At 70.9% G+C, this 25,499-nt stretch carries 26 protein-coding genes; 12 read left to right on the top strand and 14 right to left on the bottom strand.

Features of this window, described 5'->3' with window-relative positions:
* Nucleotides 1-47 precede the first annotated feature (47 nt).
* Both fabI and fabG read right to left on the bottom strand, forming a co-directional pair.
* Entirely contained in the window at nucleotides 48-821 is a 774-nt protein-coding gene (gene fabI, locus AC5YDV_RS08690; RefSeq protein WP_496182924.1) for an enoyl-ACP reductase FabI, read from the bottom strand.
* 12 nt (nucleotides 822-833) lie between these two features.
* Nucleotides 834-1,547 carry a 3-oxoacyl-ACP reductase FabG gene (gene fabG / locus AC5YDV_RS08685; RefSeq protein WP_496182923.1) on the bottom strand — a complete coding sequence of 238 codons (714 nt, stop codon included), beginning with the start codon at nucleotides 1,545-1,547 and terminating at the stop codon, nucleotides 834-836.
* Between the two features lie 50 nt (nucleotides 1,548-1,597).
* On the opposite strand from fabG, the gene AC5YDV_RS08680 reads away from it, so the two are divergent.
* From AC5YDV_RS08680 to AC5YDV_RS08655, 6 genes are all read left to right on the top strand, one after another.
* Nucleotides 1,598-1,930 carry a DUF3099 domain-containing protein gene (locus AC5YDV_RS08680; RefSeq protein ID WP_496182922.1) on the top strand — a complete coding sequence of 111 codons (333 nt, stop codon included), beginning with the start codon at nucleotides 1,598-1,600 and terminating at the stop codon, nucleotides 1,928-1,930.
* Complete coding sequence (locus AC5YDV_RS08675; RefSeq protein ID WP_496182921.1) at nucleotides 1,927-2,727, top strand: SURF1 family cytochrome oxidase biogenesis protein; 801 nt, start codon at nucleotides 1,927-1,929, stop codon at nucleotides 2,725-2,727. The genes AC5YDV_RS08680 and AC5YDV_RS08675 overlap by 4 nt, the downstream gene beginning before the upstream one ends.
* The gene (locus tag AC5YDV_RS08670; RefSeq protein WP_496182920.1) at nucleotides 2,708-3,466 is read left to right on the top strand and encodes an SDR family NAD(P)-dependent oxidoreductase; all 759 of its coding nucleotides are present in this window, start codon (nucleotides 2,708-2,710) and stop codon (nucleotides 3,464-3,466) included. Before AC5YDV_RS08675 ends, AC5YDV_RS08670 begins: the two co-directional genes overlap by 20 nt.
* A gap of 4 nt (nucleotides 3,467-3,470) precedes the next feature.
* Entirely contained in the window at nucleotides 3,471-4,298 is an 828-nt protein-coding gene (locus AC5YDV_RS08665) for a methyltransferase domain-containing protein (protein WP_496182919.1), read from the top strand.
* Between the two features lie 9 nt (nucleotides 4,299-4,307).
* On the top strand, nucleotides 4,308-5,237 hold the full coding sequence (cysK, locus tag AC5YDV_RS08660; protein ID WP_496182918.1) for a cysteine synthase A: 930 nt from the start codon (nucleotides 4,308-4,310) through the stop codon (nucleotides 5,235-5,237).
* A 75-nt stretch (nucleotides 5,238-5,312) separates the two neighbouring features.
* Nucleotides 5,313-6,041, top strand: a complete 729-nt coding sequence (locus AC5YDV_RS08655; protein WP_496182917.1) for a glutamine amidotransferase — start codon at nucleotides 5,313-5,315, stop codon at nucleotides 6,039-6,041.
* Nucleotides 6,042-6,047: 6 nt separating this feature from the next.
* On the opposite strand, the gene AC5YDV_RS08650 is transcribed toward AC5YDV_RS08655, so the two are convergent.
* Complete coding sequence (locus tag AC5YDV_RS08650) at nucleotides 6,048-6,344, bottom strand: chorismate mutase (protein WP_496182916.1); 297 nt, start codon at nucleotides 6,342-6,344, stop codon at nucleotides 6,048-6,050.
* Between the two features lie 30 nt (nucleotides 6,345-6,374).
* Here AC5YDV_RS08650 and AC5YDV_RS08645 point away from each other — a divergent pair, with 30 nt between their 5' ends.
* The 3 genes from AC5YDV_RS08645 (at nucleotide 6,375) to AC5YDV_RS08635 (ending at nucleotide 9,627) form a co-directional block, all read left to right on the top strand.
* Nucleotides 6,375-7,346, top strand: a complete 972-nt coding sequence (locus AC5YDV_RS08645) for a diacylglycerol/lipid kinase family protein (protein WP_496182915.1) — start codon at nucleotides 6,375-6,377, stop codon at nucleotides 7,344-7,346.
* Between the two features lie 9 nt (nucleotides 7,347-7,355).
* Nucleotides 7,356-8,519, top strand: coding sequence for a hypothetical protein (locus AC5YDV_RS08640; RefSeq protein WP_496182914.1), 1,164 nt, complete (start codon nucleotides 7,356-7,358; stop codon nucleotides 8,517-8,519).
* A gap of 136 nt (nucleotides 8,520-8,655) precedes the next feature.
* The gene (locus AC5YDV_RS08635) at nucleotides 8,656-9,627 is read left to right on the top strand and encodes a hypothetical protein (protein ID WP_496182913.1); all 972 of its coding nucleotides are present in this window, start codon (nucleotides 8,656-8,658) and stop codon (nucleotides 9,625-9,627) included.
* A 67-nt stretch (nucleotides 9,628-9,694) separates the two neighbouring features.
* On the opposite strand, the gene AC5YDV_RS08630 is transcribed toward AC5YDV_RS08635, so the two are convergent.
* From AC5YDV_RS08630 to AC5YDV_RS08605, 6 genes are all read right to left on the bottom strand, one after another.
* Nucleotides 9,695-11,590, bottom strand: a complete 1,896-nt coding sequence (locus AC5YDV_RS08630; protein WP_496182912.1) for a penicillin-binding transpeptidase domain-containing protein — start codon at nucleotides 11,588-11,590, stop codon at nucleotides 9,695-9,697.
* A 1-nt stretch (nucleotide 11,591) separates the two neighbouring features.
* The gene (locus AC5YDV_RS08625) at nucleotides 11,592-12,698 is read right to left on the bottom strand and encodes a GuaB3 family IMP dehydrogenase-related protein (RefSeq protein WP_496182911.1); all 1,107 of its coding nucleotides are present in this window, start codon (nucleotides 12,696-12,698) and stop codon (nucleotides 11,592-11,594) included.
* A 5-nt stretch (nucleotides 12,699-12,703) separates the two neighbouring features.
* Nucleotides 12,704-14,227, bottom strand: a complete 1,524-nt coding sequence (gene guaB / locus AC5YDV_RS08620) for an IMP dehydrogenase (RefSeq protein WP_496182910.1) — start codon at nucleotides 14,225-14,227, stop codon at nucleotides 12,704-12,706.
* An 89-nt stretch (nucleotides 14,228-14,316) separates the two neighbouring features.
* The gene (locus AC5YDV_RS08615; protein ID WP_496182909.1) at nucleotides 14,317-15,180 is read right to left on the bottom strand and encodes a DUF1731 domain-containing protein; all 864 of its coding nucleotides are present in this window, start codon (nucleotides 15,178-15,180) and stop codon (nucleotides 14,317-14,319) included.
* A gap of 9 nt (nucleotides 15,181-15,189) precedes the next feature.
* A complete protein-coding gene (mptB, locus tag AC5YDV_RS08610; protein WP_496182908.1) occupies nucleotides 15,190-16,668 on the bottom strand; it encodes a polyprenol phosphomannose-dependent alpha 1,6 mannosyltransferase MptB in 1,479 nt (492 codons plus the stop codon).
* 42 nt (nucleotides 16,669-16,710) lie between these two features.
* Nucleotides 16,711-17,214: an Lrp/AsnC family transcriptional regulator gene (locus tag AC5YDV_RS08605; RefSeq protein ID WP_496182907.1), complete on the bottom strand. Its 504-nt coding sequence runs from the start codon at nucleotides 17,212-17,214 to the stop codon at nucleotides 16,711-16,713.
* 259 nt (nucleotides 17,215-17,473) lie between these two features.
* On the opposite strand from AC5YDV_RS08605, the gene AC5YDV_RS08600 reads away from it, so the two are divergent.
* A complete protein-coding gene (locus AC5YDV_RS08600) occupies nucleotides 17,474-18,373 on the top strand; it encodes a 4Fe-4S binding protein (RefSeq protein WP_496182906.1) in 900 nt (299 codons plus the stop codon).
* Complete coding sequence (locus AC5YDV_RS08595) at nucleotides 18,370-18,714, top strand: hypothetical protein (protein ID WP_496182905.1); 345 nt, start codon at nucleotides 18,370-18,372, stop codon at nucleotides 18,712-18,714. Before AC5YDV_RS08600 ends, AC5YDV_RS08595 begins: the two co-directional genes overlap by 4 nt.
* A 6-nt stretch (nucleotides 18,715-18,720) precedes the next feature.
* On the opposite strand, the gene AC5YDV_RS08590 is transcribed toward AC5YDV_RS08595, so the two are convergent.
* The 4 genes from AC5YDV_RS08590 to groES all read right to left on the bottom strand — a co-directional run bounded on the left by AC5YDV_RS08590 (nucleotide 18,721) and on the right by groES (nucleotide 22,556).
* On the bottom strand, nucleotides 18,721-19,824 hold the full coding sequence (locus AC5YDV_RS08590; RefSeq protein ID WP_496182904.1) for a sensor histidine kinase: 1,104 nt from the start codon (nucleotides 19,822-19,824) through the stop codon (nucleotides 18,721-18,723).
* Nucleotides 19,821-20,522: a response regulator gene (locus AC5YDV_RS08585; protein WP_496182903.1), complete on the bottom strand. Its 702-nt coding sequence runs from the start codon at nucleotides 20,520-20,522 to the stop codon at nucleotides 19,821-19,823. Before AC5YDV_RS08585 ends, AC5YDV_RS08590 begins: the two co-directional genes overlap by 4 nt.
* 121 nt (nucleotides 20,523-20,643) lie before the next feature.
* Entirely contained in the window at nucleotides 20,644-22,248 is a 1,605-nt protein-coding gene (groL, locus tag AC5YDV_RS08580; protein ID WP_496182902.1) for a chaperonin GroEL, read from the bottom strand.
* 11 nt (nucleotides 22,249-22,259) lie between these two features.
* Nucleotides 22,260-22,556: a co-chaperone GroES gene (groES, locus tag AC5YDV_RS08575; protein ID WP_496182901.1), complete on the bottom strand. Its 297-nt coding sequence runs from the start codon at nucleotides 22,554-22,556 to the stop codon at nucleotides 22,260-22,262.
* A gap of 245 nt (nucleotides 22,557-22,801) precedes the next feature.
* Between groES and AC5YDV_RS08570 the strand changes: the two genes are divergently transcribed.
* A complete protein-coding gene (locus AC5YDV_RS08570) occupies nucleotides 22,802-23,818 on the top strand; it encodes a DUF222 domain-containing protein (RefSeq protein WP_496182900.1) in 1,017 nt (338 codons plus the stop codon).
* A 276-nt stretch (nucleotides 23,819-24,094) separates the two neighbouring features.
* Here AC5YDV_RS08570 and AC5YDV_RS08565 read toward each other — a convergent pair whose 3' ends face one another.
* Nucleotides 24,095-25,339: an IS4 family transposase gene (locus AC5YDV_RS08565; RefSeq protein ID WP_496182899.1), complete on the bottom strand. Its 1,245-nt coding sequence runs from the start codon at nucleotides 25,337-25,339 to the stop codon at nucleotides 24,095-24,097.
* Nucleotides 25,340-25,499: the final 160 nt, after the last annotated feature.

Genomic DNA, 25,499 nt, shown 5'->3' with positions numbered 1-25,499 from the left:
ACAACCTACCCGGCCCGGGCCGCGGAGGACGGCTCGGGTGACCCGTGTCACGCGCCGGTCGAGTGCAGGCCGCCGTCGACGTGGAGCATCTCGCCCGTGGTGGCGGGGAACCAGTCCGACAGCAGGGCCACGACGGCCTTGGCGGTGGGGGTGGCGTCCGTCTCGTCCCACCCCAGCGGGGCGCGCCCGCCCCAGATGTCGTTGAACGACGTCGCGCCGGGGATGGCCTTCTTGGCGATCGTGTCGAGCGGGCCGGCGGCCACGATGTTCGAGCGGACGCCCTCGGGTCCCAGGTAGCGGGCGAGGTAGCGCGAGGCCGACTCCAGGGCCGCCTTGGCCACGCCCATCCAGTCGTAGTGCGGCCACGAGATGCGGGCGTCGAACGTGAGTCCGACGACCGACGCCGTTTCGCCGAAGAGCGGCTTGCAGGCCATCGTGAGGCTGACCAGCGAGTACGCCGAGACGTGCATCGCCTGGGCGACATCGGAGAACGGTGTGGTCAGGTAGGCGCCGCCGAGGGCGGTCTCAGGGTTCGCGTAGGCCACCGAGTGGACCACGCCGTCGAGGCGCTCGATGCCGACCGCGCGCAGGGCGTCCGGCAGGGCGGCGAGCTGCTCCTCGTTGGTGACGTCGAGCTCGAGGACGGCGGGCTCCGGCTCGAGCCGCTTGACGACGCGGTTGGTGATGCTCAACGCGCGGCCGAAGTTCGACACCACGACCGTCGCGCCCTCGGCGGCGGCGATCTCGGCGACCTTGTACGCGATGGAGGTGTTCATCGTCACACCGGTGACGAGGATGTTCTTGCCCTCGAGGATTCCCATGCTCTTTCCCTTTCAGTGACCCATGCCGAGGCCGCCGTCGACGGGCAGCACGGCTCCGGAGATGTAGCTCGCGGCGTCCGAGGCGAGGAACGACACGGCGGCGGCGACCTCGTCCGGGCTGCCGAGGCGTCCGGTCGGGATGGCCGCCCTGTAGCCGGCCACGGTGTCCTCGGAGAGGACGGCCGTCATCTCGGTCTCGATGAAGCCCGGTGCGACGACGTTCGCGGTGATGTTGCGGCCGCCCAGTTCGCGGGTCAGGGACCGGGCAATACCGACCAGCCCGGCCTTGCTGGCCGCGTAGTTCACCTGGCCGGGGGACCCGTAGAGGCCGACGACCGAGCCGATGAAGATGATGCGGCCCCACCGGGCGCGCAGCATCGACCTCGACGCGCGCTTGGCCACGTTGAACGCACCCTTCAGGTTGACGTCGAGGACGGCGTCGAAGTCGTCCGCGCTCATGCGCAGGATGAGGGTGTCCTTGGTGATGCCGGCGTTGGCGACGGCCACCTCCACCGGGCCGTGGGCGTCCTCGGCGGTCTTGAAGGCGGCGTCGACGGAGGCCGGGTCGGCGACGTCACAGACGATCCCGAGGGCGCCCTCGGGGGCCCTGCCGGACGTGCTGGCCGCCGCGACGCGGTGGCCCTGGGCGAGGAACTCCTCCACGATGGCCCGGCCGATGCCGCGGGCGCCACCCGTGACGAGGATGCTGCGCGAGGTCTGATTCACCGGACAACCGTAGCGGAAGAGGGTCCAGCTTGAGGCGTAGGCTGGCCACCATGTCCGGACGCCCCGCGCACGTGAGGCCGTCGCTCATCACGAGTGCACGCCACGGCGCGAGCCTGTCCACGGACCAGCGGACGAAGCGGTACCTCATCACGATGGCGTTCCGCGTGGTGTGCTTCATCGCGGCGGTCGCCTCCCCGACCCCGTGGAACGTGGTCCTGGTGGTGGTGGCGGCCGTGCTGCCCGGCATCGCGGTCCTGCTGGGCAACGCGCGGGACAACCGTCCGGAGGCGCCGGCGTCCGACGAGGAGGCCGCTGCGGAGCGGCCTGCGATCACGGCCGGCGACATCATCCCCGGTGATGTGGAACAGGAGGACGACCGGTGAGGCGGACCTGGTTGCGGTGGGTGCTGATGACGGCCTTCGTGGTGGCCCTGGGCTTCACGTTCGTGAACCTGGGCCAGTGGCAACTCGACCGGCTCGACCAGCGGCGCGACCGCAACACCGCGACGGCGCAGCACGAGGCCGCCCCCGTCAAGCCCTTCGAGCAGGCCTTCGACCACGAGATCCAGGACGCGGACCAGTGGCAGCGCGTCGAGGTCACGGGCACGTTCCTGGCCGACAAGCAGCTCCAGGCCCGCTACCGCAGCTTCGACAAAATGACGGGCTGGGAGCTCGTGACGCCCCTGGTGACGGCGTCCGGGCAGACCGTGCTGGTCGACCGCGGTTTCGTCGAGCGCCCCGCCGGTCAGGACTTCCCCAAGGTGTTCCCGGCTCCCCCGTCCGGCGAGGTGTCCCTCGTCGGTTACGTCCGGCGCAACGAGCAGGGCAACGCCAACCAGATGACGCCGACGGAGAACACCGTCCGCCTCATCAACTCCGACGCCCTGACCGACTGGGTCGGCCGTCCGCTGGTGAACGGGTTCATCTCCCTCATCGAGGTGACGCCGGCCCAGTCGGCGGAACTGCGCCCGATCACTCCCCCGCCGCCGACCGAGGGACCGCACTGGAGCTACGCGATGCAGTGGTTCTCGTTCACCGCCATCGCCGCAGTCGGCCTGTTCATCCTCATCCGCAACGACATCAAGGACCGGCGGCGTGCCCGGGAGCGCGCCGCGCAGGCCACGGCCACCTCGACCACCGAACTCGACCAGGAGACGTCCCATGGATCTCGGACTGACTGACAAGGTCTTCCTCGTCACGGCCGCTTCCGGCGGCCTGGGCCGCGCGACCGCCGACCAACTGGTCGCCGAGGGGGCGAAGGTCGTCCTCGTCGCCCGCCGCGAGCAACCCTTGGCGGACGCCGTGGCCGCGCTCGGCGCCGGCAACGCCGTGGCGCTGGCGGCCGACCTGACGGAGGCGGACACCGCCGCCCGTGCCGCCGCCCTCGCCGTCGACACCTGGGGACGCCTCGACGGCGCCATGGTCAGCGTGGGCGGCCCGCCGCGCGGGTCGGTCCTCGACACGGACGACGCCACCTACCTGGCCGCCTTCGACTCGGTCGTCGTGGCCGCCCTGCGCACCGCACGCGAGGTCGTGAGGGCGGCGACCGGCCCGGTCACCCTGGGCTTCGTGCTGTCGACCTCGGCGAAGGAACCGCTCGCGACGATGGCCCCCTCGAACGTGACGCGCCCGGGGCTCGCCATGCTCATCACCCAGCTGGCCGATGAGTTCGGCGACTCCGGGTCCCGGGTCTTCGGCCTCATGCCGGGCACGATCCAGACCGACCGCATCAACTGGCTGGCCGACCAGGCGCCCGACAAGGGCGCGAGCCTGGCCGGCATGGGCCGCACGGCAGCCATGGGCCGGATCGGGCAGCCGGTCGAGTTCGGCCGGGTCGCCACCTTCCTGCTGTCGGACGCCGCCTCCTACGTGACCGGTTGCATCATCCCGGTCGACGGCGGTCGCCTCCGGGGCCTCTGATCCCATGGGGTTGGTCGCCGCCCGCGGGCTGCTCGCCTGCCCCGTCTGCCGTGAGCCACTCGACCTGGTCGAGGAGGGCGGCCGCATCGCCCGGGCCGCGTGTCGGTCGGGGCACTCGTACGACGTCGCCAAGCAGGGGCACCTGAACCTCTTGGGGGCGGCCCAGCCGGCCAACGCCGACACCGCCGCCATGGTGGACGCCCGCGCGCGCGTCCTCGGGTCGGGGGCCTTCGACGCCGTGGACGCCGCACTAGCCCGACGTGCCGTGGGGTCGAGGACGGTCCTCGACGTCGGCGGTGGGACGGGCCACCACCTGGCGCGGCTGCTGGAGGCGCTGCCCACGGCGCGGGGTGTGTCCGTGGACGTCTCGGTCCCCGCGGCCCGTCGGGCGGCCAGGGCTCACCCGCGCGCGGCATCCGTGGTCGCGGACGCCTGGGGCACCCTGCCGCTGCGGTCCCGCCGGTTCGGGCTCGTGACGTGCCTGTTCGCACCCCGGAACATGGGCGAGTTCGCCCGGGTGCTGGGCGACGCCGGGCTGCTCATCGTCGTGACCCCGGATGCCGAGCACCTGGCGTCCCTGCGCGAGCGGCATGGGTTGCTGGCCATCGAGGCCGACAAGGACGACCGGCTCGTGCGCAGCGCGTCCGGCCTGTTCGAGGTGGTGGCACGCCAGCGCGTCCGGACGCCGCTGGCGGCCGACGCCGGCCTGGCCCGCGACCTGATCGGCATGGGCCCCAACGCGTTCCACCGGGTGCCGGACGCCGTCGCCCCGATCACCACCGAGGTCGCGGTGAGCGTCTGGCTGTTCCGCCGCCTCGAGCCGGGCGGGTAGGTTTCCCCCATGAACGTCTTCGAGAACGTGACGGACCTCATCGGCCGCACGCCGCTGGTCAAGATCAACAAGCTCCTGCCGGAGTCCAGGGCCACCGTGCTGGCCAAGCTCGAGTTCTACAACCCCGCCAATTCCGTGAAGGATCGCATCGGCGTCGCGATGGTCGACGCGGCCGAGGCGTCCGGCGAGCTCAAGCCGGGCGGCACCATCGTCGAGGCGACTTCGGGCAACACCGGCATCGCGCTGGCGATGGTCGGCGCCGCCCGCGGGTACCGCGTCGTCCTGACGATGCCCGAGACGATGTCGAAGGAGCGCCGGGCCCTCCTGCGCGCGTTCGGCGCCGAACTCGTCCTCACCCCGGGTCCGGACGGCATGCGCGGCGCGGTGGAGCAGGCCAACGAGATCGCCGCCCAGCAGGGCGGCGTGCTCGCGCGCCAGTTCGAGAACCCGGCCAACGTCGAGATCCACCGCCGCACGACGGCCGAGGAGATCTGGAACGACACCGACGGAACCGTCGACATCGTCGTGGCCGGCATCGGCACCGGCGGCACGATCACGGGTGTGGGCCAGGTGCTCAAGGAGCGCAAGCCCGAGGTGCGGATGGTCGCGGTCGAGCCGGCCGAGTCCCCGATCCTGTCCGGCGGCAAGCCGGGCCCGCACAAGATCCAGGGCATCGGCGCCAACTTCATCCCCGCCATCCTGGACCGCTCGGTCATCGACGAGGTCCTCACCGTGACCTCGGAGGACGCCGTGGCGACCGCGCGCGTAGCCGCGCGTGTCGAGGGGCTGCTCGTGGGCATCTCCTCCGGCGCCGCCCTCAAGGCGGCCGGCGAGGTGGCCGCCCGTGAGGAAAACGCGGGCAAGACGATCGTCGTCATCATCCCCAGCTTCGGCGAGCGGTACCTGTCCTCGGTGCTCTACTCCGACCTGATGGACTGATCCCACCTTGATCGGAGGCGGGCGGGAGACCCCGCCCGCCTCCGACCGCCCCGGCACGACCACCCGAGGAGAACCGTGAAGCCCTTCCTGCACCTGTCGATCCGCGACCACGACCAGGCGGTCGCGGCCGAGTTCGACGCCATCGCGTCCTTCGGCGGCCTGAAGCCGGGACAGCTGGTGCAGCTGAGGGTCGAGCAGGCACCCCTGCCGAAGATCCACCCGGACGACTACTCCGGCCTGATCATCGGCGGGGGGCAGTTCAACGCGTCCGACGAGGTGAAGACGGAGAACCAGCGCCGTGTCGAGGGCGACCTCGGCCAGATCATCGACGTCGCCCTGGCGCGGGACATCCCGCTGATCGGCCTGTGCTACGGCGTCGGCATCCTCACGCAGCACCTCGGGGGGATCGTCGACCGGAGGTACAGCGAGACGACGTCAGCGGTCGAGATCACCCTGACCGAGGCGGGCCGGACCGATCCCCTGTTCGAGGGCGTGCCGAGCTCCTTCAAGGCGTTCACCGGCCACAAGGAGGCCTGCTCGCGGATGCCCAACGACGCCGTCCTGCTGGCCAGCGGGACCGCCTGCCCGGTCCAGGCGTACCGGGTCGGCGATCGCGCCTACGTCACCCAGTTCCACCCCGAACTGGACGTCGACGGCATGATCGAGCGCATGACCATCTATCGCGACGCGGGCTACTTCGACCCGGCCGAGTTCGACACCATCGCCGAGCAGGTGCGGCAGGCGGGCGTCGACGACTCCCCCGGCCGGATCCTGGCCAACTTCGTGGAGCTGTTCGCCCGCTGAACCTCCTCAGGCCTGGTGCTCCCTGGCGATCTGCTCGTGGTGCCGGACGACCTCGGTCACGATGAACGTCAGGAACTTCTCGGCGAACTCCGGGTCCAACCCCGCCCCGTCCGCCAGGGCGCGCAGCCGCGCGATCTGGGCCCGCTCCCGTTCGGGGTCGGCCGGCGGAAGACCCTTGGTCGCCTTGAGCCTGCCCACCTCCTTGGTGATGCGGAACCGCTCGGCCAGCAGGCACACCAGCGCCTGATCGAGGTTGTCGATGCTCGCCCGTAGGCCAGCCAACTCGGGCGGGATCTCGTTCATGGGCCAACCCTAGCGAGCACAATGGGGGACGTGACGGACCACGAGGAACCAGCACCGGACGCCGAGGCGCCGGTCTGGGCCGTCCTCAACCCCGTCGCCAAGCGCTACGAGATCGCCCGGCACCACCTCGAGACCACCTGCGCGGACGCCGGGCTGACCCTCCGCGTCCTCACCACCACGCTCGAGCAGCCCGGGTGGGGCCAGGCCCGGGAGGCGCTCGCCCGGGGCGCCCGCCACGTCGTCGTGGGCGGCGGTGACGGGACGTTGCGCGAGGTGGCCCGCGCGCTGGCCGGTTCGCGCGTGACCCTCGGCATCCTGCCCCTGGGCACCGCCAACCTCTTCGCGCACAACCTGGGACTGCGCACGCGCGACGCGCGACGCATGGTCGACCGCGCCCTGTTCGGCAGGCCCAAGGCGTTCGACGTGGGCTGGGCGAGTTGGCGTCTCGTGACCGATGGCCTCACGGGGGCCCCCACCCAGGACCAGCCCTTCCTGGTGATGGCGGGCCTCGGCCACGACGCGGCCACCGTGCTGGCCACGGACGCGACCACGAAGTCCCGCTGGGGCTGGATCTCCTACGTCGCGATGGGGGCGCGCCACCTGCGCAGCAAGCCGATCCGCATGCGCCTGTCGGTGGACGGCCTGCCCGGACGCCGGCTGTCGACGTGGACGATCCTCGTCGCGAACTCGGGCAGCATCCCCGGCGGCATCGAGGTGTTCCCCGACTCGCGTCCGGACGACGGCCACCTCGACTGCCTGGAGGTGCCGCTGCGGAAGCCGTCGCAGTGGGCGTCCGTCGCCTGGGCGGGGCTGACCCACCACCGGTGGGAGGCGGCTGCCCTGCGCTACTCGCGGATCCGGACGCTGTGGGCCGTGCCGGAGGCCCCGGCGCCCCTCCATCTGGACGGCGACGTCGTCGGCGAGGTGGCGGACCTCCGTGTCCGGGTCGAGGCGGGCGGACTGCTGGTGCGCACCGCCGACACGGGCGTGAGGCCCCGCTAGGCTGGCCCCGTGCCCATCGAACAGGACCTCATCTCCGCCCTGCTCAAGGGCCACACCGACCGGGACGACGAGGCACAGGTCCTCGACCTGCTCCGCCGCGCCCCCGGCGCGACCCTCGACACCGTCCTGCGCGAGGTCGACGGCGCGCGGTTGTTCCGCCGCGTCGACGACCACCTGTTGGGCCCGCACCACCGCGCGGCCCTGCGGGACCTCCTGGTCGGACGCCTCGGCGACCTGTCCATCGAGGCGCTGGCGAACGTGGTCCATGGCCTGCAGGTGGGCCGCACCGATCGCGCCGACGAGGAGGCCCTCGCCGCGGTCCTCCTCTCGCGCCACGGCGTGGAGCTGACCCAGCTGAAGAACCGCATCAACAGCCGGATCGACAGCCACGACCTCGAGGGACTGGTGTTCTCCGACATCGACGACGAGGACATCCGTGCGCGGATCCTCAGCCACATCGCCGAGGAGGCCGCCGGGGTCGAGACTGGGGAGTCGAAGGTCCTGTGCGACATCGACGACACCGTCGTGTGTGCCCTGCACGACCGGCGCTACCCCAAGGGCACGATCTACCCGGGCATCCTCGCCCTGTTGGAGGCCTTGGACCGTGGACCCGACGACGCCCCCTTCTCCACCGGGGACCTCACGTTCGTCACCGCGCGCCCCGGTGACGCGCTCGGCCTCATCGAGAACCGAACCCGCGCGACCCTGCGTCGGGCCGGCATCGCCACCCACTCGGTCCTGACCGGAACCCTGGCGGCCCTGGCCACGCACGACCTGATGGCCGGCCAGAAGATCGCCAACATCGACCACTACCACCAGCTCTACCCCGAGTACCGGACCCTGTTCATCGGCGACTCCGGCCAGGGCGACATCCGCGTGGGCGAGCTGTTGTGGGAGCGTTTCTCCGACGTCGTCGACATCGTCGTCATCCACGACGTGGTGGGGACCCCCGCGGACGAACGCGCCCGGCTGGCAGCGGCCCGCATCCAGCTCGTCGACACCTACGTCGGAGCAGCGCGGCTGATGCTGGATCGGGGCCTGATCGCCCCGGCGGGCCACGACCGTGTGGTCGCGGAGTCGTACGCCGCGCTGGGAACCATCCCCTGGAACTCCGCCGAGCAGCACGCCGCCGTCAAGGCCCTCATCGACCGGGACGCCGCCGTCGACGGCTGACGGCGGCTGACTACTTGCGCGCTCGGGTGCGGCGTGAACACCCGTTCAGGAGCTCGAAGTGGCTGGTAGTCCGACCGCGTGGTGCAGGAGAAAGAGGAGGTCAGCCTCGGTGACGGGCACCGCCTAGTGCCTTTGCGTGTTTCCCCGCATCGATCTTCCGCCCCAACTCCTCTGGATCGCCGCCCAGCAGGAGGGGGTCCTGCGCCATGGCCAGGTCCTGGAGCACGTGGGCCGTACACCCCTGCGCCGCATGCTGGCGCGCGGGGAGGTGACCCGGCTCACGCCCGAGGTCTACCTGCTGGGAACGGGCACGCCGACGGTCGAACAGCGCGGCTGGGCCGGGATTCTCCTGGCCGGCGAAGGAGCGGCCCTGGGCGGGCGCGTCGCCCTCCACCTGGCCGGGCTCGACAAGGCGCCGGACACCGTCGAGGTCTGGGTCCCGCCCGGCCGGCGGATCGGGGACCGGGCCGGCTGGAGCTTCCGCCAGGACGGGTGCGGACGGTTGGCGAAGACGCTGGGCTCCCTCCCGCGCATCCGCCTCGAGGAGGCACTGCTCGACGTCGGCTCCGGGTGCGACGTCGAGGAGTGGGTGGCCCTGCTCGCGGAGGCGGCTCGGGTCGGGAAGGTGGCACTCCCCGAGGTGGTGCGGCGGCTCGAGGGGCGCCATCGGCTCCCGCAGCGGGGGATGATGCGCGAGGTGGCCGTGGACCTCCAAGGGATCGAGAGCACCTTGGAGTGGGTGTACCGGCGCGACGTGGAGCGCGCCCACGGGCTGCCCGAGGGAGAGCGGCAGGTGCGCACGGGCGATCACTGGAAGTGTGACGTCCGGTACCCGCCCCTACGCCAGGGTGCGCGCACGTTCATCGTCGAGATCGACGGCCAAGTGCACCTGAAGCGCGTGTTTCGCGACCTCGAACGGGACAACGAGCATGCCCTGCGCGACGAGGCCACCGTCCGATACGGCTCGGTCGACCTGCGCGGACGTCCGTGCCGCGTCGCCTGGCAGGTCGGGGGCGCGTTGCACCGGCGGGGGCACCCCCTGCCCGCACCTTGTCCCCGCTGCCCGGACCCCGGCTCGGCCCGTCGCTGGGCCGGTCTTACCGAGTGAGTGCCGACTCAGCAGTACGAAGTGATCGATACTCCGACCACTTGGTGCCGGTGAAGGTCGACGGCCCTCACGACCCCAGCAGGGCCGACGCCAGGGCCACGGCGTCACCGGAGCCCTTGGCGTCCTCGACGAACGCGGCCACGGCGAGGTCGCCCCGATTGACGACGACCCACCCGTGGTACTTGACCGGGGCCGGACCCCAACTGGCGGTGCCGGTCTTGGCGCCGACGTCCGGGCCCAGGGAGCCCAAGGCCTTCGCCGTGCCGTCGGTGACGACCGAGCGCATCAGGTCGCGCAGCACGGACGCCTCGGCCTCGGTCAAGGGGGTCGGCGGCGGGGCGGACGGGCGTCCCGGCTCGTTCACCAGCACAGGCGAGACCGTGCGCCCGGCCGCGACGGAGGCGGCGACGGTCGCCATGCCGAGCGGCGAGGCGACCACCCGGCCCTGGCCGATCATGGCACCCGCCTGCTCGGGGGGCGTCCCCTCGGTGGGGACACGACCCAGGAAACCCCCCACGACCAGGTTCGGCTCGGCGGTGAGTCCCAGCGAGGCGGCCGCGTCGGCCAGCTTCTCGATGCCCAGCGCGTCCGCCTGGGCGAGGAACGCCGAGTTGCAGGACCAGGCGAACGCCTCGCGGAGCGGGACCTGTCCGAGCGAGCCGGCGGGGTAGCCCGTCCAGTTGTCGAAGCGGTAGCCGTCGACGGTGTACCCGTCCGAGCACGTGACCGGGGTGTCCGCGGTGGCACCGGCCCGCACCATCGCCAACGCCGTGACGATCTTCATGCTGGAGCCCGGTGCGTACTGTCCGAGCGTGGCCGTCGACAGGCCCTGCGATCCCGGTCCGGACGCCGCCGCCACCACCGCGCCGTCGGACGGCCGCACCACCACGAGGGCACTCGCCGACCCGACGGGTGCCAGCAGGGCCTCCGCCCTCTCCTGCAGCGGCACGTTGATGGTCGTGGACACGTCGCTGCCGTCGATGGCGGCGACGCGGAACTGCTCGCGGGTGTCGCCCCCGGGTTCCACGACGGACACGACGAAGCCGGTGGTCCCCGCGAGGACGTGGTTGCGCGCCTCCTGGATGCCGCCGCGGCCGACCAGGTCACCGGGACGGATGGTTCCGCCGGACTTCTCCACCTGCTCCGCCGTGGCGTCCCCCACCACGCCCAGGATGGGCCGCAGGAAGGAGGACGTCCGCCCCAGGGGGAAGGTCGTCGGGACCGCCCTGACACCGATCCAGTTCTGGGCGGCCCTGGCCAACTCCTGGTCAGCGGGTTCGTGCTGGCGCAGGAGGCGGACCTCGATGAACGCGCGGGGCCCGGCCTTCTCCACGCGCGTGGCCAGGGCGTCGGGATCCTGGCCGAGCACCTCGGCGAGCTTGCGTGCGGAGGCGACCGCGGTGGGCACGTCGGTGACGGTCTTGTCGATCCCGAGACGCCAGGCGGCGGTGTTCGTGGCGATGGGCTCGCCCCCCTCGCCGAGCACCGACCCGCGCGCCGGGGTCAAGCGGCCGGCACGCAGGACCTCCCCCTCCGCGAGTCCCGGCACGACCAACGCCGGGTGGTAGCGGGCCTTCCAGGTTTCACCGTCCCGGACGAGGTCCAGGGGCGTGGTGTACTCCCACGCCGCCTTGCCCTCGTGGACCACCCACGACCACGCGAGATCGGTCCGCATCTCCCCGGGCGCGGTGACCTGCGGCTCCCGCACCAGCGTGACGGTGGGTCGAAGGGCCCCCATCCCGGCGTAGACCTGGGCCAGATGGGTGGAGGCGGACTCGTCGCCCGGGAGCGTCAGGAAATCGGCATCGGCCAGCTCCCCGGACGCGAGCCCGGCGGTGATCCGCGCCAGGGCTGCCTCCAGCTGCTGCGCGGGCCGGACGCCGAACCACCACACGCCGCCGGTGACGCCCGCCACCGCGAGCAGCAGGGCGATGGCCAGGACGATGGCGGTGGGTCGACGCATGTCAGGCGTGCACCACGATCTCCACCCGCTGGAACTCCTTGACCTCGGTGTAGCCGGTCGTGCCCATCGCCTTGCGGAGGGCACCGACGAGGTTCATGGTTCCGTCGGGGGTGTGGGACGGTCCCAGGACGACTTCCTCCAGCGTGCCCACGCGGCCCATGCGGACGCGCTCGCCCCGCGGGAGGGTGCTGTGCCAGGCCTCGGGACCCCAGTGCCAGCCCTGCCCCGGCGCCTCCTCGGCACGGGCCAGCGGAGTGGAGACCATGCACGCGTCCGCACCGCAGGCGATCGCCTTCGCGATGTCGCCGGAGCGCCCCAGGGCGCCGTCCGCGATCACGTGCACGTAGCGGCCGCCGGACTCGTCCATGTAGTCACGACGCGCCGCGGCCACGTCGGCCACGGCGGAGGCCATCGGCACCTCGACACCCAGGACATGGCGCGTCCGACCGGTCGCGGCACCGCCGAAGCCGACCAGGACGCCGGCAGCACCCGTCCGCATCAGGTGCAGGGCCGCCTGGTAGGTCGCGCAGCCGCCCACGATGACGGGCACGTCGAGCTTGCGGATGAACTCCTTGAGGTTGAGCGGCTCCTCGTGGGAGGAGACGTGCTCGGCCGACACGGTGGTGCCCCGGATGACGAAGAAGTCCACCCCCGCCTTCTCGACGACCGAGGCGAACTCCTGGGCGCGCTGCGGGGAGAGGGCGCCGGCGACCGGCACGCCGGCGTCGCGGATCTCCTTCATGCGGGCGGTGATCAGCTCGGCCTTCACCGGCTCGGCGTACACCTCCTGCATGCGGGCCGTCGCCGCGACCGCGTCGCTGATGTTGGCGAGCTCGTCCAGGATCGGCTGCGGATCCTCATAGCGCGTCCAGAGCCCTTCGAGGTTGAGGACGCCCAGGCCGCCCATGCGGCCGAACGCGATCGCCGTCGCCGGCGACATCACCGAATCCATCGGTGCCGCCAGGATCGGGAACTCGAAGGTCAACGCGTCGATCGTCCAGTTCAGGCGGACGTCCTGGGGGCTGCGGGTGCGCCGGGTGGGGACGATCGCGATGTCGTCGAAGCCGAACACCTGCTGGGCGCGCTTCGCGCGGCCGATCTCGATCATGGAACTCACTTCTTGTTGGAGTAGTTGGGGGCCTCGACAGTCATCTGGATGTCGTGCGGGTGCGACTCGCGCAGGCCCGCGGACGTGATGCGGACGAATCGGCCGCGCTCCTGGAGCTCGGGGATCGTCCGCGCACCCGAGTAGAACATCGCCTGCCGCAGGCCGCCGATGAGCTGGTAGGCGACCGCGGACAGCGGGCCGCGATAGGCGACCTGGCCCTCGATCCCCTCGGGGATGAACTTGTCGTCGGTGGTGGCCGAGGCCTGGAAGTAGCGGTCGGAGGCGAACGAACCCTGCTGGCCGCGTGCCTTCATGGCGCCCAGCGACCCCATACCACGGTAGCTCTTGAACTGCTTGCCGTTGATGAACACCAGGTCGCCGGGGCTCTCATCGCAGCCGGCCAGCAGCGAGCCCAGCATGACGGTGTTCGCACCAGCCACGAGCGCCTTGGCGATGTCACCCGAGTACTGCAGGCCTCCGTCGCCGATGACCGGGACACCCGCCGGGCGTGCGGCACGGGCCGCGTCGTAGATGGCGGTCACCTGGGGTACGCCGACGCCGGCGACCACGCGGGTCGTGCAGATGGAGCCGGGGCCGATGCCCACCTTCACCGCGTCACCGCCCGCCTCGACGATGGCCTTGGCGCCCTCGTACGTCGCGACGTTGCCGCCGATGATGTCGACGTGCTTGGCCAGCGGCTCGGCCTTGAGGCGACGGATGAGGTCCATCTCCGAGCGGCTGTGCCCGTGGGCGGTGTCGGTCACGAGGGCGTCCACCCCGGCCTCGACCAGCAGCATGGCGCGCTCCCAGGCCTCACCGAAGGTGCCGATGGCGGCACCGACGCGCAGGCGGCCGTGCGGATCCTTCGTCGCGAGCGGGTACTTGTCGGACTTCACGTAGTCCTTGAGCGTGATGAGACCGGTGAGCTTGCCGTCGGCGTCGACCAGCGGCAGCTTCTCGATCTTGTGCCGGCCCAGCAGCTTGAGGGCCTCCTCCGGGGAGATGCCCGGGTGGCCGGTGACCAGCGGCATCTTGGTCATGACGTCGCCGACGCGGCGGTTCGGGTCGTCCTCGAACCGCATGTCGCGGTTGGTGATGATGCCGACCAGGCACCCGTTCGCGTCGACCACCGGCGCCCCCGAGATGCGGTACTTGCCGCACATCTCGTCGACCTCACCGATGGTCGCGTCGACCGTCGTGGTGATCGGTTGGTCGACCATGCCGGCCTCGGAACGCTTGACGCGGTCGACCTGGCTGGCCTGGTCGTCAGCGGTCATGTTGCGGTGCAGGATGCCGAGGCCGCCCTGGCGGGCCATCGCCACAGCCATGCGCGACTCGGTCACCGTGTCCATCGCAGAACTCAGCAACGGCACACGGAGGGTGATGTTGCGGCTCACCTGAGTGGTCGTGTCGACCTCGGACGGGATCACGTCGCTCTCGTTCGGCTGGAGCAACACGTCGTCGAACGTGAGCCCGAGGGCCGCGAACGGGCCCGGGACGCCGGCTGCTGTCAGGTCATCTGTTGCCATCGAAATCTCCCCTGTCATCTCCACTGGCGTCTGGGGAAGCATACTTCGCGCCCCTGCCATTCCCGGTTGCCGCCCACGGCCACCTCTGGTCACCCCAGGTCCGCCAACGCGCCCGCCAGGTCGGGGTGGCGGTGGGTGAACCCCATCTCGTCCGCCAGGATCCGCGGTAACGCACGCCGGGAGGCCATCAACACCTCCGCCGTCATCTCCGCCCCGAACTGCAGTTTGAGCAGCGCCTCCGGGATCGGCGGGTGCGCACGGCGTCCGGCCGCGGCCGCCAGCGCTGCGGAGAGTTCGGCCTCGCGCACCGGGTTGGGCGACGCCAACACCACCGGGCCCTCCAACGTGCCCTCGAGCAGCGCGATGGTCGCCGCGACCCAGTCGTGGATGTGGATCCAGCTCCGCCACTGCCGGCCGTGGCCGAAGCGCCCGGACAACCACCCGCTTCGGCGCCGCTCCCAGGCGCCGCCGGGGACGCCGAGCACCATCGGGGTGCGCAACAGGACCGTGGACACGGGCGCATGGCGTGCGGAGGCCTCCCAATGGGCCGTCATCGCGGCGGCCCACCCCGCCCCGGCCGGGGAGTCGGCGGTGAGGACCTCCTCGCCACGGTCGCCGTAGAAGGTCGTCCCCGACAGGTTCGCGAAACGCCGGCACCGGCCCCCCGGCTCGAGGTTGCTCACGATGGACAGCGTCCCGGTGGCCCGGCTGCTGCGCAGGGCGTCCTTCACCTGGGGCGTCCAGCGCCGCCAGAGTTCGGTTTCGAAGAGGTTGACGACGGCGTCCACGTCGGACAGGCCGGGGCTCTCGATGCGGCCCGCCGAGGGATCCCAGCGGCGCTCGTCCGCTCCGCGGGGCGCGCGTTCGACCAGCTTGAGGACGTCGTGCCCGCCGGCCGACAGCCCGGCGGCCAAGGCTCCCCCGAGCCGCCCTGATGTCACCGCGACGCGCATGGCCCGAGTCTAGTGGTCCCCATGCCACACGACCGTCTGGATGGAGTTCCACACCAGGAAGGCCAGCACGAAGCCCGCAACCCAGCGGCGTTGTCGTGTGGTCAGGGGCACCAGCCCCAGCAGGGCGAGGCTCCACGGGATGTACCACGGGTGCATGGCCTGACCCAGGATCGCGACCGCGAGCGAGCCCCAGCCGATGGCCGACACCGGGCGGTCACTGAAGTGGACGACCACCCAGCCCAGGACGGCGAGCAACGTGACGTTGGACGCCATCCCGACGACGAGCCTGAAGAGGGACGGGTCGTGCCCCAGCCAGGCGAGCAGGTCGCCGCCGAACTGGCCGAGGATCGCGAACGGGGCGGGTGTGCCGGCGGCGCCCATCAGGGTGAGCCAGGCCGTCCAGCCGAACCCCTTGCCCGAGGCGAGACTGATGAGGACGAAGGCGACCACGGCGAGGACGGTCACCCCCGCCGTCCGGACGCCGTACGTCCACAGTCGGCGCCCCGGCGGGAGCGCGCGCAACTGGGCGATGACCGGCAGCCCCGCCACGGCGAGGACGGTGAGCCCGCCCTGCTGCTTCAACGCCATCGCGACGCCGACGAGGACGGGCGCCAGGACCCACAGCAGCGCGGTGCGACTGGCCCCCCCGGACCGGACGCCGATGACGGTCACCCAGATCGCCAGCAGCGACGCCCCCACCATGAGCGCGTCGTTGTGCGCCCCGCCGATGAAGTGGACCAGCAGCAGCGGGTTCAGCAGCCCCCACCAGAGCGCACGGTCGGCGGCGAGCCCCTCCGGCTCCGCGTCGAACGCGGCCTGCCGCTCCTCGCCCCCGCGACCGCGGAGCAACCCGAGCGGACGCAGTTGCTCCGCGATCCGCGGAACGGTGAAGGCGATGACGGCCACGCCGAGGATGGCCGGCAGTCGCATGGCCACGAACGACCAGTAGTCGTCGTTGCCGGTGAGCGCGACGACGGCCTGGTTGACCAAGAGGGTGAGCGGTGGGTAGGCGACGCCGGTCCCCCGCCACAGCGCGTCCACGGACGGCGCGAAGGGACCGCCCGCACTGCCGAGGCCGTCGGCGTAGACCGAACCACCCTGGTTCTCGATCCAGCCCGAGTCGGCGTACAGCACGGCGTCGCCCGACAGGACGGGCGGGGCGAGCAGGAGCGGCAGCGACCACACCGCGAGCAACAGGCCGGGCCGGGCGATGGCGGCCCGCCCCGCGTGCGGGCGCAGGAACCACCACAGCACGCTCAGGGCTACGCAGCCGAGCACGATCACCACCCGGTTCCACGGCATGGGCAACGCTGTGCCGACGGCCATGACCCAGGGTTCGAGCCACCCTCGGGTGTTGAAGGAGAACTCCGGATGGGCCGATCCCCACGCGACGAGGGTGCTCGCCAGCATGCCGACCAGTGCGGCGGCCCCCCACGGAATGCTCGGCCGGGGGCTCGTCAGGGTGGGGACGGATCGGCGCTCGGTCACCGGGTCAGCCTAGTGAAGGCCCGACCAGGACGCGCCCAGCGGTCATCCCCGGCCCCCGTCCCGGCGGGATGGCCCGGCCGTCGTCGTGCCGCGGTGCAGCAAGGGCCGTACACGGTAGGGGATCACCTCGCGAAGGTAGACGCTCGTGGACGTGCGCAGGATCCCGGGGCACAGGCGGATCTCCTCGGCGACACGGTAGAGGTCGTCGGGATCGCGGGCCACAACGTGGCACAACAGGTCGATGTCGCCGGCCGGCGCGTGGCACTCCAGCACCTCGGGTACCCGTCGGAGCGCGGCGACCGCCTCGTCCAACTGGTGCTGGTCGAGTTCCGCCGACACCGTCGCGTGGAGCCCGTAGCCCAGCGCCGACGGAGGGACGAGCGTGCTCGTCAGGCGCAGGACGCCCTCGGTGCGGTAGCGCTCCAGACGGTTCTGCACGGTCCCGCGGGCGAGCCCGGTGCGCTGCGCCAGCATGAGGACGGTCATGCGCGGATCTCGGTCGAGTTCGAGCAAGAGGCGACGGTCGATGTCGTCGAGCCGGTTCATGGGACCTCCTCGGTCGTCCTGACCAACCCGACCACCCCTGCCCGGGCTGAGTTGATCAGATTGACCAGCGTGCGTGATGTTGATTGTGCAGGAAGTCCACCGTTTGGTGAAATGAACACCACCAAGCGCGAGGCCCCCACGAGGAGCTGGACGCTCTCCCCCAGCCCGGCGCGCCACCCTTGCGCCGGGCGGGGGGATTTCACACACGCTTCACACACGCTCCACGGGCGCCACATCCGCCGTCCCTAGCGTGACGGCCATGACGACCACGAGCCGCCCACACAAGGGCCTGACCAAGGCCCAGCGCCGCACCCGGGGCATCCGCAACCTCCGCCTGGCGCGGGCCGCCACCCAACTCGCCATCAGCGCGTTCATCCTGGTCGCGGCCGCCCGCCACAGCCTCAACGAGGACGCCGGTCAACCCTCGGTGGACGCCCTGTGCCCCTTCGGCGCGGTGGAGACCCTGGTCACCCTCGTGACCACGGGCCAGTTCATCTCCAAGACGCACCCCTCCAACATCGTCCTCGGGCTGGCCGTCCTGGCCGCCACCCTGCTGGTCGGCAACGTGTTCTGCGGCTGGATCTGCCCGTGGGGCGCGATCCAGGACGGCCTGAGCTGGGTGCGGCGACGCCTCGGCCTGAAGGCCTGGGAACCGCCCGCCCGCGTCGACAGGGTGATGCGCTGGGGCCGCTTCGTCGTCCTGGGTGTGGTCATCTACTTCAGCGTGACGACGGCGAAGCTGTGGTTCGCCGACTACGACCCCTACGTGCAGGCCTTCGGCCTCCAGTGGCTGTTCAACATCGGCGAGGCGAGCGCGGTGGGCCTGACGATCGTCGCGGTCGTGCTGGCCGCGTCCGTGGTGGTCGACCGGTTCTGGTGCCGGTACCTGTGCCCGCTGGGCGCGGTGTTCTCGGTGGTCGGCCACCTGAGCTTCCTGCGGATCCGCCGGTCGGCGTCCACCTGCACCGACTGCACGCTGTGCGACCGCCCCTGCCCGGTCGGCCTCACCGTGTCGAAGTCGTCGCCGAAGGTCAGCACCGACTGCATCGGCTGCATGGACTGCGTCACCACGTGCCCCGTCAAGGGAGCACTCCAGGTGAGCGGCCCCGTGTTGCTCGGGGCCCCGGTCCGCACCGGAGCGACGGGAGGCCGGCGATGAGCTCGCTGCGCCTGCGCTGGATCGCCCCGCTGATCTTCCTGGCGATCATGTTCGGGGGTGTCGGGATCGCCCAGGCCACCGGCCAGTGGGTGACGTCCGGACGCCAGATGGTCGTGGCCGAGCAGAACCTCACCGCCGACGACCTCAAGGGCTGGATGACCCTGCAGCAGGCGGCGGACGGCCTCGGCATGCCGGTGGACGACCTCATCACGCTGGTCGGGGCCCCCGAGGGGGCCGACGTGTCGGCCGGCACCAAGTTCAAGGACCTCGAGGAGCTCGTGCCCGGGTTCGAGCTGAGCTCCTTCCGTGAGGTCGTCCGCGGCGCGGTGCCGGAGCGGTGACGCCGCTCAGCGCCGGGGCATCGGTAGCGCGAGGGTGAAGGTCGCGCCTCCCCCGAGCCCCGGGCTGGACGCCGTGAGCTCGCCCCCGTGCAGGCGCGCGATCGCGCGCGCGATGGTCAGGCCGATCCCCGAACCGGACTCGCCCCGTGGCCCCCGGCGGCCCGGCACGCGGTAGAACCGTTCGAACACCCGCTCGAGGTCCTGCTCGGCGATCCCCTCGCCGGAGTCCTCGACGATCAACAGCGCCCTACCGTCCTCGGCGCGACACGACACGGTCACGCTCCCGCCCGGGCCTGTGGCCCTGATCGCGTTGCCCACCAGGTTGGTGACCACCTGGGCCAGGCGGTCCGCGTCGGCGTCGACCGGCAGGGGGTCGGCGCCGGGCCGGACGCTGAGGACGAGCCCGCTGTCCTCGGCCTGCGGGCGCAGTCGCTCGGCGGCGTCCGAGGCGACGGTGCGCAGGTCGAGGCGTGCCCGCTGTACGGCGAGCCGGTCCTCCTCGACCCGGGAGAGTGCCGACAGGTCGTCCGAGAGGCGGCGCAGCCGGCGCGTCTCGACCTCGAGCCGGCCCAGGCGCTCGGCGTCCGTGGTCAGCACGCCGTCGATCATGCCCTCGACGTAGCCGTCGATCACGGTCAGCGGCGTGCGCATCTCGTGGGCCACCTCACCGAGCAGGCGGGTGCGCCGCGACTCGGTCTCGGCCAGCGTCGCGCCGAGGGTGTTGATGTCGTCCGACAGGCGGGCCAGTTCGGTCTCGACGGGGCGGCGGACGCGGACGTCGTAGTCGCCGGCCGCCATGCGCCGCGTGGCCTCCCCCATGAGGCGCAGGGAGCGACCCAGCCGGAGCGCCACGACGACGCCCAGGGCGGCCGCGACGACGACACCCGCGGCCGCGCCCGCCAGCAGGGCCTGGTCCACGGCCAGGGCGAAGTCCTCACGCAGGCCCATCCCGCCGCTGGCACCGGGTCCTCGCGCGCCGGCCTGGGCGCGTCGGAGCGAGGCGTCGAACAACCCGGGCGCCAGCCAGCGCACGACGAGAAAGGTGGTGAGGGCGGCGACCAGCGCCACGGCCGCGTGGCTCAGGACCAGGCGGACCGGGAAGCGCCTCATGACCGCCTCGGCAGGAACTTGTAGCCGACCCCCCGGACGGTGCCCAGGTAGCGGGGGTGGGCGGCGTCATCCCCGAGGGCTGCGCGCATGCTCCGGATGTGGACGTCCACGACACGCTCGTCGCCGTAGAAGTCGTAGCCCCAGACCTTCTCCAGCAGTTGGGCCCGCGAGAACACCCGACCGGGGTCCTGGGCGAGCGCCAGCAGCAGGTCGAACTCCAGGGCGGACAGCTCGACGGGGCGGCCCGCCACGGTGATCGCGCGGGCGCGGGGATCGATGCGCAGGTCGCCGAAGGTCAGGGAGGGATCCTGCGGCGCCTCCGGTTCGGCGGGGGCGACGCGGCGCAGCACCGTGCGGACGCGGGCCACCACTTCGCGGGGGCTGAACGGCTTGGTCACGTAGTCGTCTGCCCCCACGCTGAGCCCGACCAGCTTGTCGACCTCCGCGTCACGTGCCGTGACGAGGATGACGGGAACCTGGGAGGTCGTCCGGATGCGCCCGAGCACCTCCAGGCCGCCCAGGTCGGGCAGCCCGACGTCGAGCAGGACGAGGTCGATGGCGGGGTCCGCCGCCAGCAGCGCCAGCGCGTCCGACCCGGTGGACGCCTCGGCGACCTCGAACGCATCGTTGGTGAGGTACGCGACGAGCACCTCCCGAATGCTGTCCTCGTCGTCGACCACGAGGATCCGCTGCCTCATCCCGCCCCTTCCCCGCACGGTTGGTCAATGCCTCCGAGGCTACGCGCTCGCGGAAAGGATCGAGGCCCCCACGCCGTGCGTGGGGGCCTCGAACGCCTTCGACGGAAGCCGTCAGGGCGACTCAGTGGCTGTGGCCGTGGTCGTCCTCGGAGTCCTCCGGCTTCTCGACCACGAGGGTCTCGGTGGTGAGCAGGAGCGCCGCGATGGACGCCGCGTTGGACAGCGCGGAACGGGTCACCTTCACCGGGTCGATGACGCCGGCGGCGACCAGGTCGCCGTACTCGCCGGTCGCACCGTTCCAGCCGTAGCCCGCACCGAGCTCCTTGACCTTCGCCACGACCACGTAACCGGCCTCGCCACCGTTCTCGGCGATCCAGCGCAGCGGCTCGACGAGGGCCTTCTCGACGATCCGGACGCCGGCGAGTTCGTCACCGGTCTTGCCCAGGCCGTCGGACAGGACGGAAGCAGCATGGATGAGCGCGGAGCCGCCACCGGCGACGATGCCCTCCTCGATGGCCGCACGGGTGGCGCTCACGGCGTCCTCGATGCGGTGCTTCTTCTCCTTCATCTCGACCTCGGTCGCGGCGCCGACCTTGATCACGCACACGCCACCGGCGAGCTTCGCGACACGCTCGGAGAGCTTCTCGCGGTCCCAGTCCGAATCGGTGCGGGCGATCTCGGCACGCAGCTGCTCGACACGACCGGCAACGGCCTCGGCCGAACCGGCGCCGTCGACGATGGTCGTGTTGTCCTTGGTGACGACGACGCGACGGGCGCGGCCGAGCACCTCGAGGCCGACCTGGTCGAGCTTGAGGCCGACCTCGGCGGCGACGACCTGGCCACCGGTGAGGATCGCGATGTCCTCGAGCATGGCCTTGCGGCGGTCACCGAACGCGGGGGCCTTGACGGCCACCGAGGTGAAGGTGCCACGGATCTTGTTGACCACGAGGGTCGACAGGGCCTCGCCGTCCACGTCCTCGGCCACGATGAACAGGGTGCCGTTGGCGCCGATGACCTTCTCCAGCAGCGGGAGCAGGTCGTTCATCGAGCTGATCTTGCCCGAGTTGATGAGGATGTACGGGTTCTCCAGCACGGCCTCCATGCGCTCGGCATCCGTGACCATGTAGGGCGACAGGTAGCCCTTGTCGAACTGCATGCCCTCGGTGAACTCGAGCTCGGTGCCCAGCGTGTTGGACTCGTCGACGGTGATGACGCCGTCCTTGCCGACCTTGTCGAACGCGTCGGCGATGAGCTCGCCGATCTCGGAGTCGCGGCTCGAGATGGTCGCGATGGACGCCATGTCGGAGGCGGTCTCGACCGGCTTGGCCGCGTCGGCCAGCGCGGTGTTGACGGCCTCGACGGCCGCCTCGATGCCCCGCTTGATGCCGACCGGGTTCGTGCCGGCGGCGACAGCGCGGAGGCCCTCGTGGACGAGTGCCTGGGCGAGGACGGTCGCGGTGGTGGTGCCGTCACCGGCGACGTCGTTCGTCTTGGTGGCGACCTCCTTCGCGAGTTGGGCGCCGAGGTTCTCGTAGGGGTCGGTGAGCTCGACCTCCTTGGCGACGGTGACGCCGTCGTTGGTGATCGTCGGGGCGCCCCACTTCTTGTCGAGCACCACGTAACGGCCCTTGGGGCCGAGCGTCACCTTCACGGCGTTGGCGAGGGCGTCGACGCCACGCTCGAGCGAGCGACGCGCTTCCTCGTCAAACTGAAGGATTTTTGCCATTTGTTGTGTCCTTACTTGGAGACGACGGCGAGGATGTCGCGGGCGTTCAGGAGCAGGTACTCCTGGCCGTCGTACTTGACCTCGGTGCCGCCGTACTTGGAGAAGATGACGACGTCGCCCTCGGCGACGTCGAGCGGGACGCGGTTGCCCTTGTCGTCGATGCGGCCGGGGCCGGTCGCCACGACCCTGCCCTCCTGCGGCTTCTCCTTGGCGGTGTCGGGAATGACCAGGCCCGAGGCGGTGGTGGTCTCTGCCTCCAGGGGCTGGACGAGGACGCGGTCCTCGAGCGGCTTGATCGTGACGGCCACGATGGTGCCCTTTCTTCGTACGTACGGGCCCTCAGGTGGGGACCCTTGGTGGAATCCTTCGATGCCCGCCCAGGACGTCGTCGCGGTGCCGCCTTGGGCTGGCAGACTCGATGGTCGAGTGCCAACCACGACTCTATCCACGCGTTGGCACTCGTTCAACCCGAGTGCTAACGGGCTTGGAGGAAGTTTTCCACAATTTCGTTCTTCTGTTCGATTCTGTCGGGGGCTGCCCTTAGGTTGGGGGCATGGACGAACTCACCGGGCTGGCCCTCGCGGCGGTCGAGCAGGCGCTCGACTCGCTCGCCGGCGCCTCCCGGTCCGGGGTGCCGGCGGCGGCGCGGTTGGCGCTGGTGCGCCGGGCGCGCGTGCTGGCCGACCGCATGGACGCCTTGGCCGCCGTCCTGCTCGCCGAGGCGGACGCCGCGGGCTCCTCCCTCGCGGCAACAGGCACGCCGACGACGAGTTGGCCCTCCCTCGACGGGGCCAGCACGAGCCGCGAGGCGGCCGGAGAGCTGTTCGCGGCGGCCGACGTGAGCCGGCACCCGATCGTGGCGGACGCCGCCCTCTCCGGACGCCTCGGCGTCAGGCAGGCGCGGGCGGTCGCCAAGGGGGTGGACGCGTTGCCCGAAGGCTTGGACGAGGCCCAACGCGAGCGGGCCCAGCGCCTGCTGGTCGAGCGTGCCGCGCGCGAGCCGGCGAATCGGGTGCCCTCGCTGGTGAAGGGGGTGCTCGCCGAGGTCGCCCCCGAGGCCGTCCCCTCGCCCGAAGCCGAGCAGAGCCGGCTTCAGGCCCAGGCGAAGCGGGCTCGGTCGCGGCGGTCGCTGGCGTTCCACTCGGACGGTGACGGGGCGGTGACCTTCCGGGGGAGCCTTCCCGACGCGGACGCCGCCGGATTCGTGCGGATGATCGAGGCGCTCGTGGAGGATCGCCGGGCCGGCCGAGACCGGGCCGCGGATCGGCGTGATCCCCTTGCCGAGACCCGGACGCCGGAGCAGCGCCGCGCCGACGCCCTGCTGATGCTCGTGCGCCAGGCCGAGAACGGCGGCTCGGTGCCGCGCATCGCCGGCGATCGGCCCCGCGTGGTGGTGACCATGCGGGAGGCCGACCTGCGCGAGCGGGCCGAGCAGGCGGGCGTCCTGTCGTCGGGGCAGCAGATCAGTGCCGGTGACTGCGCCGGCTGTGCTGCGACGCGGACCTCCTGCCGGTCCTGCTCGGCGAGCATTCCGAGGTGTTGGACGTCGGCCGCACCCAACGGCTGGTGACGACGGCGATTCGGCGGGCGCTGAGCGTGCGCGACGGCGGGTGCACCTTCCCGCGGTGCACCGCCCCCGACAGCCAGTGCGACGCGCACCACATCGCAATGCCGTTAAGTTAGCTGGGGCTGGCGAGTGTGGATTCGTGGTAGGTGTTCCTGCTTTATTCCGCGGTGTTGTGCACGTTTTGTGTTGTGGTAGGCGGCGAAGTGTCGCTTGACGACCCGCGGGTAGCTCCTGTGTCGTCGGGGAGGATTCGGGTGCGTTACGAGTTCGTCGACTATTTCATTCAGGATCGAGGGGGGAAAGTTCCGCGCCGCTGGAAATGTGGCGTCGGATGATTCTGAGAGCGCGAACGAACGATAATCGGTCGGGGTCGATCTCGGCGAGGTCGGAAGCGTTATGCACAAGTTTTCGGATCGCGTAGTGCGCCAGGAGGAGTCCCCAGATCTCTTGTTTGACAAGTTCGGGTGAGCGAGACCGTAGGACCCGGCCATGCGCGATCTGGTGGACCTCGATCTCATCAAAGACGTTCTCGATTTCCCAACGTTCGTGATAGAGGGCGGCGATTTCATCGGCGGGATAGCGGTCGTGGTCCAAGAGAGTGGTGATAATGCGGTACGTCGCCGAAGACCCCTCGATTGTGTATTCGACGACCCGGCAAGCGGTACCGTTATCGAGTAGCCACTGATGCTCGGCCCGCTTGTTATCGCGCCCATGGACGCGGGAGGATTGCCTCACTGCGCTTTGACGTGCGGGCGCCAAAAGGACGGACAGATACGATCCGTCGGGGTATTCGGTGATGGGGGGAAGGTTCAGGGTGCTCGCGACACGAAACGCGGCGTCCACCTTGCCCGCGATCAGCAATTCCCAGATCTTGTACGAGTAGAAGCCACGATCGGCAAGCAGGAGCGTTCCTTGCTCTAGCCGGCCGACCAGCCGCTCAGCCAGCGGCCGTTCGCTGGAGCCGAGGTCACCGATCACCGCGTGCGTAATGGCGTGAGTCCCACACTCGGCAACCGCTACCACCTGCACGCGCGGGAACACGCTGGCCCCACGTCCTCCCACGCTATAGCCGAACGTGGCGGCGTTGCCCGGCGACTCAGGAGCGTCCAGCACCACTCCATCAATAGCCATCACGCGTTGCCCGTGGAACCACGCCGACGGCGTCGCTGAGGAAGCCAAAGGCTGGGCAACACGCTCGAAAAGTAACTTCATGGGTTCTTCACCCAGGCGGGCCCGGGCCTGCGTGATTGCACTGGGCGTGGGAACATGCCAACTGGATAACCATCCACCGATGAATCTCAGACCGTTGACGAGCCTTCGCATGACTTCGTCATAGCTCTCCCCGAAGAACAGTCCCAACGCGATCACGTAGTAGACCACGACTCGGGCCGGAAGGAGACGCGAACGTTGCTCCCGCCGATTAGCCAGATCAATTGCCGTCTCGACCTCGTCCCGCGGAATACACTCCGCCAACACGCCCACAGGAAGATGATCCGTGAATTTCCGCGAAACGGATTCGTTCATAGCCCCACACTAGAAGAATCACCCCGGAGCGTCACGAACATAATCCCGCGAGTCGCACAAACCTCCGCAGACCACACCAACAAATCTCGAAAAATGCCGCAAGCATCCTCAAAGACCACTCACCCGCGAAGCAGTGCCAGCGGCTAACTTAACGGCATTG

This window comes from Propioniciclava sp. LT432 (assembly GCF_059515965.1).
The sequence above is the reverse complement of the archived record's forward strand: the minus strand, read 5'-3'. Positions and strand labels throughout refer to the sequence as shown.

Excerpts from the sequence above, each read along its gene's own strand:
- fabI (WP_496182924.1), bottom strand. The coding sequence starts at position 821 with ATGGGAATCCTCGAGGGCAAGAACATCCTCGTCACCGGTGTGACGATG.
- AC5YDV_RS08680 (WP_496182922.1), top strand. The coding sequence starts at position 1,598 with ATGTCCGGACGCCCCGCGCACGTGAGGCCGTCGCTCATCACGAGTGCA.
- AC5YDV_RS08670 (WP_496182920.1), top strand. The coding sequence starts at position 2,708 with ATGGATCTCGGACTGACTGACAAGGTCTTCCTCGTCACGGCCGCTTCC.
- AC5YDV_RS08665 (WP_496182919.1), top strand. The coding sequence starts at position 3,471 with ATGGGGTTGGTCGCCGCCCGCGGGCTGCTCGCCTGCCCCGTCTGCCGT.
- cysK (WP_496182918.1), top strand. The coding sequence starts at position 4,308 with ATGAACGTCTTCGAGAACGTGACGGACCTCATCGGCCGCACGCCGCTG.
- AC5YDV_RS08650 (WP_496182916.1), bottom strand. The coding sequence starts at position 6,344 with ATGAACGAGATCCCGCCCGAGTTGGCTGGCCTACGGGCGAGCATCGAC.
- AC5YDV_RS08630 (WP_496182912.1), bottom strand. The coding sequence starts at position 11,590 with ATGCGTCGACCCACCGCCATCGTCCTGGCCATCGCCCTGCTGCTCGCG.
- AC5YDV_RS08625 (WP_496182911.1), bottom strand. The coding sequence starts at position 12,698 with ATGATCGAGATCGGCCGCGCGAAGCGCGCCCAGCAGGTGTTCGGCTTC.
- guaB (WP_496182910.1), bottom strand. The coding sequence starts at position 14,227 with ATGGCAACAGATGACCTGACAGCAGCCGGCGTCCCGGGCCCGTTCGCG.
- AC5YDV_RS08615 (WP_496182909.1), bottom strand. The coding sequence starts at position 15,180 with ATGCGCGTCGCGGTGACATCAGGGCGGCTCGGGGGAGCCTTGGCCGCC.
- AC5YDV_RS08605 (WP_496182907.1), bottom strand. The coding sequence starts at position 17,214 with ATGAACCGGCTCGACGACATCGACCGTCGCCTCTTGCTCGAACTCGAC.
- AC5YDV_RS08600 (WP_496182906.1), top strand. The coding sequence starts at position 17,474 with ATGACGACCACGAGCCGCCCACACAAGGGCCTGACCAAGGCCCAGCGC.
- AC5YDV_RS08595 (WP_496182905.1), top strand. The coding sequence starts at position 18,370 with ATGAGCTCGCTGCGCCTGCGCTGGATCGCCCCGCTGATCTTCCTGGCG.
- AC5YDV_RS08590 (WP_496182904.1), bottom strand. The coding sequence starts at position 19,824 with ATGAGGCGCTTCCCGGTCCGCCTGGTCCTGAGCCACGCGGCCGTGGCG.
- AC5YDV_RS08585 (WP_496182903.1), bottom strand. The coding sequence starts at position 20,522 with ATGAGGCAGCGGATCCTCGTGGTCGACGACGAGGACAGCATTCGGGAG.
- groL (WP_496182902.1), bottom strand. The coding sequence starts at position 22,248 with ATGGCAAAAATCCTTCAGTTTGACGAGGAAGCGCGTCGCTCGCTCGAG.
- AC5YDV_RS08570 (WP_496182900.1), top strand. The coding sequence starts at position 22,802 with ATGGACGAACTCACCGGGCTGGCCCTCGCGGCGGTCGAGCAGGCGCTC.
- AC5YDV_RS08565 (WP_496182899.1), bottom strand. The coding sequence starts at position 25,339 with ATGAACGAATCCGTTTCGCGGAAATTCACGGATCATCTTCCTGTGGGC.